Annotated in this window: 12 protein-coding genes; all 12 read right to left on the bottom strand. The window is 41.9% G+C overall.

The window, feature by feature from the left end; genetic code table 11:
* Positions 1-16: 16 nt before the first annotated feature.
* Positions 17-1,360, bottom strand: coding sequence for a nitrogenase component 1 (locus AC0NJP_RS13385; protein ID WP_474700115.1), 1,344 nt, complete (start codon positions 1,358-1,360; stop codon positions 17-19).
* On the bottom strand, positions 1,360-2,838 hold the full coding sequence (locus AC0NJP_RS13380) for a nitrogenase component 1 (RefSeq protein ID WP_474700114.1): 1,479 nt from the start codon (positions 2,836-2,838) through the stop codon (positions 1,360-1,362). The genes AC0NJP_RS13385 and AC0NJP_RS13380 overlap by 1 nt, the downstream gene beginning before the upstream one ends.
* Positions 2,839-2,843: 5 nt before the next feature.
* Complete coding sequence (locus AC0NJP_RS13375) at positions 2,844-3,137, bottom strand: DUF2325 domain-containing protein (protein WP_474700113.1); 294 nt, start codon at positions 3,135-3,137, stop codon at positions 2,844-2,846.
* Positions 3,138-3,167: 30 nt separating this feature from the next.
* On the bottom strand, positions 3,168-4,202 hold the full coding sequence (locus AC0NJP_RS13370; RefSeq protein WP_474700112.1) for a uroporphyrinogen decarboxylase family protein: 1,035 nt from the start codon (positions 4,200-4,202) through the stop codon (positions 3,168-3,170).
* Between the two features lie 250 nt (positions 4,203-4,452).
* Positions 4,453-5,457: an ABC transporter substrate-binding protein gene (locus AC0NJP_RS13365; protein WP_474700111.1), complete on the bottom strand. Its 1,005-nt coding sequence runs from the start codon at positions 5,455-5,457 to the stop codon at positions 4,453-4,455.
* Positions 5,458-5,469: 12 nt separating this feature from the next.
* The gene (locus AC0NJP_RS13360) at positions 5,470-6,249 is read right to left on the bottom strand and encodes an ABC transporter ATP-binding protein (RefSeq protein ID WP_474700110.1); all 780 of its coding nucleotides are present in this window, start codon (positions 6,247-6,249) and stop codon (positions 5,470-5,472) included.
* The gene (locus AC0NJP_RS13355) at positions 6,243-7,190 is read right to left on the bottom strand and encodes an ABC transporter permease (protein ID WP_474700109.1); all 948 of its coding nucleotides are present in this window, start codon (positions 7,188-7,190) and stop codon (positions 6,243-6,245) included. The genes AC0NJP_RS13360 and AC0NJP_RS13355 overlap by 7 nt, the downstream gene beginning before the upstream one ends.
* Before the next feature lie 282 nt (positions 7,191-7,472).
* Positions 7,473-8,765 carry a homocysteine synthase gene (locus AC0NJP_RS13350; RefSeq protein WP_474700108.1) on the bottom strand — a complete coding sequence of 431 codons (1,293 nt, stop codon included), beginning with the start codon at positions 8,763-8,765 and terminating at the stop codon, positions 7,473-7,475.
* A 228-nt stretch (positions 8,766-8,993) separates the two neighbouring features.
* Positions 8,994-9,584 (bottom strand): ribonuclease HII, encoded by a 591-nt coding sequence (gene rnhB / locus AC0NJP_RS13345; protein ID WP_474700107.1) that lies wholly within the window; start codon positions 9,582-9,584, stop codon positions 8,994-8,996.
* 54 nt (positions 9,585-9,638) lie between these two features.
* Entirely contained in the window at positions 9,639-10,523 is an 885-nt protein-coding gene (locus tag AC0NJP_RS13340; protein WP_474700106.1) for an HD-GYP domain-containing protein, read from the bottom strand.
* Positions 10,524-10,687: 164 nt separating this feature from the next.
* Positions 10,688-11,539 carry a ribosome biogenesis GTPase YlqF gene (gene ylqF / locus AC0NJP_RS13335; protein ID WP_474040177.1) on the bottom strand — a complete coding sequence of 284 codons (852 nt, stop codon included), beginning with the start codon at positions 11,537-11,539 and terminating at the stop codon, positions 10,688-10,690.
* A 15-nt stretch (positions 11,540-11,554) separates the two neighbouring features.
* A complete protein-coding gene (lepB, locus tag AC0NJP_RS13330) occupies positions 11,555-12,082 on the bottom strand; it encodes a signal peptidase I (protein ID WP_474040178.1) in 528 nt (175 codons plus the stop codon).
* Between the last annotated feature and the right edge of the window lie 39 nt (positions 12,083-12,121).

The raw sequence follows: 12,121 nt of genomic DNA, 5'->3' as shown, positions 1-12,121 counted from the left end.
TTATTGCTTTTATTTCTTATCTGCCAGTAATTACACTACTGATTACATCCTCAATTAAGTGCAGACCGCCCTGATACCCTGTATACCCACGATCAATGACCGCGCGATTCGCTACAGGAAAAGTTACGCTTAAATGAGGCGCTTTTAAGTCCTTGGCAAATTCACGGTCAAAGGAACTGCCAATCACCACAGCGGGATTTGGCCCATTTACATAGGAGCCGCTGTTCTGTGTTGCCTTCTGCCAATGCTCATTCCCCCATTTACGAATGATTGATGTATCACCGGAAAATACCACTTCAGGCAGCAAGCCTGATTGTAAGCTTTGTAATTTGACTCGAATTTTTTGCTGTTGCTCTACTGTAAGCACATCTGTCACTGCTACAAACTCCGGTAGCCAGCCAAGGTCATCTGCCAAAAACTGAGTGATTCCAATTGCATAATTCGCATCGCCAATAATAGCTGCATAGCGCTGTAAATCCATATCGTTAAAACAATCTGTCAAGGGTTCGAGCAATTGATAATACTGTTCCGTCTTATGGCGAATGAATTTTTCTGCTTTATTTTCCATACCTAAAGCTATGCCGATTTTACTTAGAAACTCGCTCGTCGCCGAAGGGCCAATCGGGAAAGATGTGAAGAGTGACGGCGTGCCATGAAGCGACTCTGCTAAAGCTGCTGCTTTTTCTCCTAAGACATCAGAAACAACAATGTTGAGTTCTGCCTGCCCGGCTTGCTTAATAGATTTAATACTGTCTTCCAGCGTAAAAAAGGTATTTACTGTAAGGCCAAGGCTTGTAAGCAAATCACGAAGTCCAGCTAAATTTCCTCGCCAAAACACATCAAAGTAAGGCGCAATTCCCCAAAGGTTCACATGACCCTTCCGTTTTTTACCGCCGCGGGTGGCAAATTGTTCGAGTAAAGCTTCTACTACCAGTTCATAGCCTAAATAGGAATTCCCCTTAAATCCGCCGGTTTCGGCGTAAATCAACGGTTTCTTTCGCTTAGAAAAGGGGCGGATCGCCGCTGACAAATCATCACCAATAATTTCAGCAACACAACTTGTTAGCACAAAATATAAATCACCATCCATAATGGACAAGGTATTTTCAATTTGTTCCGTCAAACGCTCACTGCCGCCAAAGATGACTTCGCGCTCTTGAATATTGGATCCCGGCATACTCAAGCCGCCGCAATAGCCGCCAACTTGCAAACCGCAGCCTCCAGCCTCCGTCCAAGTCAAATTTCCTGCACAACCTGGCGGGCCATGAATAATTGGTATCGCCCGCGGAATCGCATTCACTGCCGCAATGGCCCCTCCCAAAGCGCAAGTAAAACGTGGTTTTTCAATAAAAGATCTCATTACCCTTCTCCTCCTGCCTGTTTAATATAGGTAAAGGGAGATTGGTCATACCATTCCTGTTGGTAAGGCGACTTTACCCACTGACTTAGATTTTGATTAAACCGTGGATTGCTTAATTGGCGATAAAGCCGCCTTGCTAGTTGAAAAGCGCCTTGATAGCCAAGAAATTGTAAGCCCGTATTATAAATTACATTCGTTGCGACCCCAAGTTTTGCTGCCGTACTATTGGCATTCATATGACCAAGAAAAATATCAGGTTTAAGACGTTTTATTAAATTTGCTTCTTCAAAGGGCTGACAATTGGCGATATTAAGCGGAATATTCTCTGAAACAGTTTCGATAAGCTTTTCATATTCTGATAGCGCAAATTCATCATGATGATAAGATCGTATGGCTACGACTTCAAAACCCAGTTCAGCCAATAAGATCGCCGTCGATAGCGCCCGAAATTCACCCGCGCTGACAAGAACTTTTTTACCGGCAAACAGCTCTTTCATTGGCTCCAGAGCCGCTTGGAGCGCCGCTTCTTCTTTGGCAATCAGCTCTTTTACTTCTTTACCCAAAGCAAAATGCTCTGCAATGCTCATAAGCCATAGGCCTGTATTTTTAATGCCAATCGGCATATGCTGCAACAGATAAGGAATTTGATACTTTTCTTTGAGGTATTGCAATAAATAGTCATCATGAGTCGGACAAGTGCTGACAGATAATTGTGCATGGGTCAGTCGATAAAAATTTTCCGGTTTTGAAAAAACAGGGAAAATATTACTATTAAGACCAAGCGCCTGAAGAAGTCGTTCCAATTCCACCTCATCGACTCGTCCCATCGACCCTACATTCATTAAATTTACTGTAGGCTGCTCTGGCCTAGCAATGGCTAAATTTTCCGGCGTATCCTGTAATAAAACCCGACCAATCGCATGATAAATCGCATCATAAGCGGTGGCCCAAATTTTCGTCTTAAAACCTTCACAATGAACAGGCAGCAATTTTGCCTGTATATCGGGTTGCAATTGCTGTACGACCATGTCAATATCATCGCCGATAATTCCAGGAACACAGCCGCTCACCACAAAAATCAGAGCTGGCTGAAGCGTTTTATCAATTGTTTGAATTGCTTCAATCAATTTTTCTTCACCGCCGCCGATCACTTCCGTTTCTGACAAGGCCGTCGAAAGCCACGTACAGTCTTTGGCTGTTCCCCAGCGGGCGCTATTGCCGCCGCGGACACCAGCATTACTGCAATGAGCGGAAGATCCGCAGCCGACAGCACCATGCATCAGCACAACACTGTTTGGTATCGTGCTCATAATCCCCATTGCCGGCAACAACAGACAAATGGAGTTCTGAGAAAACGTTCTTTCTTCATTGGCAAGACAAGGCTTTCCTCTCGTTTCGCCTAAGGTACGGCCGCTTACAATACAAGCCTGCAGACGACTTTCCCGAATGGGTGGATTCTTTTGTGCTAAATCGCTCATAAAATTTATTTACTCCTTTCAAAACCGGACTTAATCAATGCTGGTTCTAGCCAAGACCAGGACCGCTTTGCAAAAACAGTCGGCACCCCTTGTGCTTTTGCCGCTTCCTTAACTCGCTTGGCCGTCATATGATTTACATAATCTGTTAATACAACAACAAGAGATGCTTTACGGGAAATCGCTACTTTTCGATCAAAAGCAGCTCGCCCACTGACATGTTCGATTTGTGTAGCACCATAGCTGCCTAAATTTTTTTCGATATTTCCTAAACGATCTGCTCCGATCACAACGACATTCATAGCCTATTCCCCTTCTCACCTTATTGTGTCTTATAATTTTTCCCAGTTTAGCCCAGCCTGCATAAAGGCTTTTACATTTTCTAATAAAGCAGCTGGCGGCACATCACAGCCAGGCATCAATACAAATTTTTCATAGCTGCCGGCAGTTTCCAAAATAAGACGTGTCTCTTTTACAATTTCAGCAGGAGTGCTGTCTTTTAAGAGTACAGGATTTAGATTACCGGCAAGAGCCGTTTTCCCGGCTAGGTCATGCGCTGCTTTTATCAAATCCACTTTATAATCAACTGAAAGTAAATCCACCTTAAGGTCTGGCGCTAACTTAATGCGATCTTGAATATTGCCGCAAATATGAAGAGTAATGAGAGCCCCATCGTCTTTTAGGCGACTTGCTAGCTTTGCTAGATAGGGAGCAACAAATTCTTCAAAGTGCCGTAATGAGATCAGATCGCCCGAAGCAGTTGGTTCTGCCAATGACAAGATAGCGGCGCCGCTTTTAATCGCCGGTGCTAAATATTGATAGCAAACTTCTGTAATCACTTCAAGTAGCGCATGGATGCCTGCTTTATCTTTATAAAGCCCGCTTAATAGCTTCTCTACACCGTAAAACTGCCCAGCAAGCGTAAACGGTCCCCAACTGGATGTACCGACCAAATGACTCTGTCCTATCTCTTTATGTACGTCTTGGATCAAGTTGCGAAGTATCTGAATCCAATCATGGCTGTGAAGCTTCTGACTATCAAGCTGATCGAGATCGCTCAAATTCTCAAAAGCTGGCTTAACGACATCAATATTGCCTTGTATTCGAAACTTTATTTCTCCGCCATAAATTCCCGCAAGTACATTATGATAACCTGATCCCGGCCAAATAATATCTGACTGCACTTCCTTATTAATATCCACTAAAATTTGCCCAGCGCCTTGCGGATGATCTAATACATCTTGTAAAGTAAGACCTTTCTGGCGAAATGCCCAAGTGCCGCCTGATAGAAGTGCAACGGCTACTTGATTTGTTTCAACTTTTCCGCCTTTACCAATTACCTGGAGAATTCGCTCGCGCGGTGTCATTGGAAATCCCTCCTTCTAAAAAAAAACAAGGCTGAGCATAGTAACATGCTCAGCCTCTAGTTATCTAGTCAGCTTTTTACTGCAAAAATTTGATAAAAAATAAAAAGGCTAAAGCAAATAAATTGCCTTAGCCTTCAGTTCTTGACTGATCAGCTTTATTAATCAAAATGATATAAAGAATGCACTTGTAAGTATCCTTTTAACAGAATATAGCACAGTCTATTTTTAAAGTCAATCAATTTTTTGCTATTCATTTCACTCCATCTTGCTCTTTGAATAAAAAGAAACTATTTTTCTGCAGTGCATCAACATCAACTGCTTGATCGAGCATACCAACCTGTTGTAATTGTTTTGCCGTAATGCTAAAAGCATCATAAGCGCCTTTGGCGGAAGGAATATAATTATAGGTTTTTAATACCCCTGCATTGAACACAGGATCGCCGGGAACCCATTTTTTCTCCACTTGAATCTTGGCAACTTCATCTTGATGCGTTTGGATCCATTCACTTGCTTTTTGCATAGCCCGTGTATATTTTGCCGCAATTTCAGGCGAATCTTTGGCAATATTATCACGAACATAGGCTGTGCAGCAATATTGATGACTATAAGGTTCTGTCACTGCTGAATCAACTAACGTAGTTAAACCATACTCTTTTTGCGCCACAGCCGCAGTGGGATCATTCATAGCAACAGCATCAACCGCTCCTTTTTTTAAAGCAAGTGGCAGATCAGTTGCACTAAATACAACAAATTCTACTTCCATATTCTTCTCATTCACACTCACCCCCGCATCAGCAAGAGCACGTTTAGCAAAAATAATCGGACTGCTATTCATGCTGGGAACACCAATTTTCTTCCCTTTCAAATCAGTCAGGGTCTTGATTCCAGAATCACTTGCTGTTAAAACTTTATCGCAGCCTGTATGCAGCCCCGAAGTAATTTTAATGGGCAGCCCATTAGAAAGCGGTTGAATTAAACTGGCAAGCAAACCAAACCCCGCATCAACCTGCCCTGCTGTAACAGCTTCAAAGGCTGTACCTGGCGCTAATTTAATTAAATCAACTTTTAATCCTTCTTGCTCAAAGAAACCCTTTTCAAGCGCAATGTGCACAGGCGCTTCGCATAAACTGCCGCTATAGCCGACTTTTAGAACAAAATCACCGGCTTTACTAGCAGCTTCTTTCTCACTGCCGCAAGCTGCCAATAGCACGGTAACAATCAGCATTAACGCAATGGCTGTCATTTTTCTTCTCATACTATGATCCCCCTATAAATAATAATCTGGCTCTTTTTCATTGCCGGCAAAATCTAATATTTTTAAAATCTTGGTACGCAGGGCTAAAAATTCTGAGTTGCTGCGGTCTCTTGGTCTTGGCAGATTTACTACAATCGAACTTTCAATCTTAGCTGGCCGCGGTGTCATGACAATAATGCGGTCTGATAGATAAATGGCTTCATCTACATCATGGGTTACCATGATCATCGTGGTCTTGCGCTCTTGCCAAATACGAATCAATTCATCTTGCATATTCATACGTGTAAAAGCGTCCAGTGCCCCAAGCGGTTCATCAAGGAGCAGCACTTTAGGATGATTAACAAGCGCGCGGGCCAGCGATACGCGCTGCGCCATTCCGCCGGAAAGCTGATGCGGATAGGATTTATAAAACGATGATAATCCTACCAGATCAATAAATTTATCAACCTCCTCTCGATTCTTTTTAAATACATTACGTGCTTTAAGCCCAAAGGCCACATTATAATAAACATTTAGCCAGGGAAAAAGCATGGGATTTTGAAAAACTAGCCCCCGTTCATAAGAAGGTTTAACAATCTCCTCTTCATCAATATAAAGACTTCCTTCATCAGCTCGATTAAGTCCGGCAATCAGCCGAAGCAGCGTCGATTTACCGCAGCCGGAAGCGCCAATCAGGGATACAAATTCGCCAGCACCAATTTCTAAATCAATCCCGCTAAGGGCAATAATATCTTCAGCATCTTGCTGAGTGAAACGCTTCACAACACCGTCTATTTTGATCGCACCTACCATTTGATAACTCCTTTCTGCCAAACGAGCACATGATCACGCACCTTAAAGAGCAGCGTGATAAGAATCGAAAAGGTAACGGCAATAATAAGTAATCCAGCATATACATTGGCATAGGACATCATGTCTTTTTGCCAATTAATATACCAGCCAATTCCATTTTTAACGCCGAGCATCTCGGCTGTCATCAATGTAATGAAAGAGGCGCAAGTTCCATTAAACAGGCCAATAAACATATGCGGCATAGCAGCAGGAACTCCGACTCGAAAAATTTGATAATACTTCCCTGCCCCTAATGTACTCGAGACTTCAAAATAAGCATTCTGCACATTTAAAATTCCGCTGCTTGTCATAACAGCAGTGGGAAACCACACGGCAAGCGCAATCAGAAAACTACTGGCAGAAAAAGAAGTAGGAAAGCTAATAAGCACGAGAGGAATCCATGCCGTAGAAGGAATCGGCCCTAAAATTCGAATAAGCGGGTTCACCCAATAGGCGGCGGACTTGCTGAATCCTACGCCAATGCCAGTAACAAAACCGGCGATAGCGCCATAAATGTAGCCAGTAAACAGCAGCTTGCCTGAAGAGGCCAGACAAGTTGCCAAAAAAACCCAATCTTCAATAAGCACACTAAGCACTTTATCAAGCGATGGAAAAAAGATAACAGGTAAAAGCGCTAACTTCTTGGTCACGATATTCAACACATTGAAAAAGAGAATAGCGACAGCAATAAATAAGACATTTTCTTCAGCCCAGGCTTTTACCTTGGGATTAAAATAAGCTACTATAGCAATACTTGAAAAAAGCACAATAAAACCAACTAAAAAATAAGTAAAATAAGGATGCTTCGTAGGTAAATGTTTACTGGAATTTTGAATTCCCAGTTCCAGGCTAAGCGCTAGCAGCGCCGAAACCACCGGCATCCATATTTGTAACTTTTTCATTACACATCTCTCCTTATTCTCTACTAGAGCTCATAAATAAAAGGCCATGTTTCATTTATTAAAAAACAATAAATGAAACATGGCCTTTAGGTCATTTGCCTAACCAGCTGTATCGTATTATATTTTTATTTATTATATATTCTTACTGCGCTATTGTCTACTGCTTCCAGTCAAAAAATGCGTTCTCCCTTTGATCCATTACTCCTCTATTACAAAGCAAAAAAGCTAAGGCAGCCCTTAGTAGTAAGGGTACCTTAGCCTTCAGTTTATCTGATCAGCTCTTTATTTTATTTGCGATTTTTGCAGCGCTTGCTCCAAGTCGTTAATCAGATCCTTCGGATCTTCCAGTCCCAGTGAAAGACGAACCATATCATCAGGCGTACCCGCCAAGACAAGCTGTTCTTTCGTAAGCTGAGAATGAGTCGTGCTGGCCGGATGAATGACAAGTGATTTCGCATCACCTACATTGGCAAGAAGTGAGAACAGCGACAAGGAGTCGATAAATTTACGTCCTGCCTCTAACCCGCCCCGAATGCCAAAGGTCAAAATAGAACCAGGTCCTTTCGAAAAATACTTTTGTGATTTTTCATAATCTGGACTGCTTTTTAAACCAGGATAGTTGACCCAGTTGACGAGTTCATGTTGCTCTAAATATTCGGCTATTTTCTGAGCATTGCTAGTATGGCGTTCCATACGAAGCGGCAAAGTTTCAAGCCCTTGTAAAAACATGAAGCTGTTAAAAGGACTTAAGCAGGCCCCAAGATCTCTTAAAACCTGAATGCGTAACCGTGTAATAAAGGCTTGATTACCTAGCGCATCACTATAAACAAGACCATGATAACTGGGATCTGGTTCATTTAAAGCATGAAAATTTCCTTTTGACCAATCAAACTTACCGCCATCTACAACTATGCCCCCCATGGATGTTCCATGACCGCCAATAAATTTTGTCGCGGAATGAATGACAATATCAGCACCGAACTCAATCGGGCGATTAAGCGCCGGCGAGGCAAAAGTACTATCCACAATCAGCGGCAAATTATGTTCATGGGCGATAGCCGCTACTTTTTCAATATCTAATACGTCGATTTTGGGATTTCCTAAGACCTCGCCATAGAGCGCTTTCGTCTTAGATGTGATCGCTTTACGATAATTTTCCGGATCACTGGAATCAACAAATTTTACAGTAATGCCAAGACGCGGCAGCGTGTAGGAAAACATATTATAAGTACCGCCATACAAGCTAGAAGATGTCACAATCTCATCGCCAGCACCGGCAATATTAATGATTGCCGAACTAATGGCAGCATGACCGGAGGCAAAAGCCAAGGCGCCGATTCCGCCTTCTAAAGCAGCCACACGCTTTTCAAAAACATCAGTTGTCGGATTCATAATACGACTATAAATATTGCCAGCCTCTTTTAACCCAAACAGATTTGCGCCATGTTCGCTATCGCGGAAATTATAGGCTGTCGTTTGATAAATTGGAACAGCTCGAGATCCCGTAGTTGGGTCAGGTTCCTGCCCGGCATGTACTGCTAGGGTATCAAATTGCAAGTTTTCTGGTAAAGCCATGTTCATTACTCCTCTCATCGCTACAAAATATGATAAATAAATAAAAAAGACAAAGAAATGTCCTCTAAAACACTCCTTTGCCTTCAGTTTCTCTGATCAGCTAAGACTCTTGAAAATTTATACATATGATAGCACAAAAAACTACAACTGTCAATTTCACGTTATAACAAAATGTAATCTTGTTAAATTAATATTGAGAGTCTACAAATTAGAAATGAACTTGCTCAATTAAAACAATGGATTTGTTTGTAATAATTCCTTTACTGGCCCATAAGTAACGCGATGAATCGGACAGGGTCCGTATTTTTGCAAATTTGCTAAATGTTCTTTTGTAAAATACCCTTTGTGGTGAGCAAAACCATAAAGCGGATACACTTTTTCATAGTCTGTCATCACTTGATCTCGCGCCACTTTCGCCACAATAGAAGCAGCGCTGATAGCAGGAACCAGTGAGTCTCCCTTGATAATAGTTTCACAAGGAACTGACAATTTAGGCGCTTTATTGCCATCAATCATCACTTTATCAGGAAGAACAGGCAAAGATTCTATGGCCCGTTTCATGGCCAAAAGCGTAGCGTGTAAAACATTTAATTCGGCAATCTCATCAAGGCTCGCTGTGGCAATCGTCACAGCAATTGCTTTTTCTTTAATAATTTCAGCTAATATTTCCCGACGCCTCGGCGTCAATTTCTTCGAATCATTAAGACCTTCAATCGGCTGGTTTGGATCAAGAATGACAGCTGCCACATAAATTTCGCCAGCGCCAGCGCCTCTGCCGACTTCATCACAGCCGCATACACACTGTTTATCCACTTTCATTGCGCAAATCAACACCCTATCTAATGTAAAGATAAAAAAACAAATGATTACTTGTTAACTAATAACCCGAAGAATTTCTAAATCGACTTCCTTCTCTAGGTCAATATATTCGCCTGTAGGCAACTGTACCAGCGGCTTATGACCTAAATTTTGATCAAATCGAACAATCTTTGCCTGCTCACCAGTATTAAGCAAAACATCGCTGCCCACAAGTAAATCTTTTAAGTGCTTCATTAACATCAGACAAATTGTTGGGTTTAATTTTCCAAACATCTCTAATGATAATTCATTAATCACTTCAAAAAAGGAACAAGCGCCACGTTGCGCCCGTTGCGAGGTCATAGCATCATAGACATCGGCTACAGCAAGAATTTGTGCTAAAAAAGATATATCCTTTTCCGCCAATTTATTAGGATAGCCGGACCCATCAAGACGCTCATGATGCTGCAATACGGCATATTTTACATTTTCCGGTATGTAAGCCGCAAATTGTACTAATTGAAAACTGTAAAAAGCATGACAGCGGATAATACTAAATTCATAAGCTAAGAGTTTTTCCTGCTTATTCAGAATTTCCTCAGGAATCATTGCTTTGCCAACATCATGAAGCAAACCGCCTAAAATAGCTTCATCAATCTCCGATGAAGAAAGTTCCAACCAATGGGCAAGAGCACCAGCTACGATCGCAACATTCACACTATGTGTAGTAGTACAATGTTCTGTCGCCTTGGTCAAATTTAAAAGACTGAGAACTTCCTCACGCTGAATCATTTCTCTTATAAGACTTAAAAGCGCCATAAGCTGTGCTATAGAACCTGGCTCAAGCCCTTGAGAAGTACGAAATTCAGCAAAAAGGTCATCAAAAGATTGCTTGGCAATAGTATAATCCATCCGAAAGGTTGTAATAGATGCTGCTGCGGCAGAAGAAATGGCTATCATTACTTTGATCTCCCTTCAATTCCCTATTTCTACAAAAAATGACGACTCTATTAAAAGTATAAAGGGCGAAGAGCATGAAGGCAAGAAAATCAGATGAATTTTCTAGAAAATAAAAAAATCCTGATAAATCAGGATTTGAATGTTATAAAATTAAAACTTTGTTATCAAGCTAGTACGCGATCTAATGAAAGTCGCCCTAACTTACCCGTACGAAATTCTGTTAGGATAAGCCGAATTACCTTTTCAGTATCAATAACACCGCCGCTTTTCAAACAGCCGCGCCGCCGACCAATTTGCTCTAAAAGCGCTTCTGCTTCATTTGGCAAAGGATCTTCCAAACCATAACGGGCGATTAAGTTTTGCGGATAGTCAAAAATCATAGTTTGCAAAAGCTCTTTGACGACATCTTCCATATCAAAAACCTCGTCATTCATTGCACCTGTAGCAGCAAGCTTAAAAGCAACCTCCTGATCATCCTGCTTGGGCCATAAAACGCCGGGAGTATCAAGGAGTTCTAAATTCTTGCCAATCTTAATCCACTGCTGACCACGAGTGACACCAGCCTTATCACCAGTACGTACTGTAGCCGAACCAAGCAAGCGATTAATTAGAGAAGATTTGCCGACATTAGGGATTCCGAGAATCATGGCACGAGTGCTGCGATTTTTAATTCCTTTGGCTCGTAGCCTTTCCACTTTTTCTGCCACAGCAGCTTCTACCTGCTTTACGAGCTGTTTGGTGCCTTTTCCTGTCATAGAATCAATTGCTACAACGTCAAGACCTTGCGCCTTATAATAGGCAATCCATTGCTCCGTAAGACGCGGGTCAGCCATATCAGCCTTATTTAAGGCAATCACACGAGGCTTCTGTTGTGTCAAAGCAGCAATAAGCGGATTCGCACTACTAGCTGGAATGCGAGCATCGAGTAATTCGATAACCACATCGACAAGCTTTAGCTGCTCTTCAATCATGCGCTTAGCCTTTGTCATATGACCGGGAAACCAATGTATATGCACAACCAATCACCTCTATCAGGGTAAGGATTTAAATTTATCGAAGGGCCAGAATACTAGCAAGGCTTTTCCCTTAATTAAATCTAATGGAACAAAACCTACATCGCGAAAACGACTGTCTTCCGAATTATTCCGGTTATCACCCATGACAAATACGGTCCCTGGCGGAACTGTGGCCAAGGAATAAGACCCCTTCATCCGTTCATTTAAAATATAAGGTTCATTCAAAAGCTGGCCATTTACATAAACATGATTGTCTTTTACTTCAATCGTATCGCCAGCTGTAGCAATGACCCGCTTAATGAAATCGCGACTCTGGTCTTTAGGGTACTTAAAGACAAGTACATCGCCTTTTTCCGGATCTTTAAAGCGATAAATAAACTTATTAACAACAAGTCGTTCATTGGATACTAAAGTCGGCTGCATGGACGGACCTTCCACAAGGTACAACTCCACAATAAAATGCCGAATAAAAAAGGCAATCACTACAGCAACAACAATAGAAATGACCCAATCTTTAATTTCTTCGCCTAAGCGACTACTCATGAATAGGCCTCCTTAGTTCTGCTTGCGTAACGAAAAGGG

This window comes from Pelorhabdus sp. sgz311002 (assembly GCF_056134285.1).
Note: the sequence above shows the minus strand (reverse complement) of the source record. Positions and strands in the feature narration are given on the sequence as shown.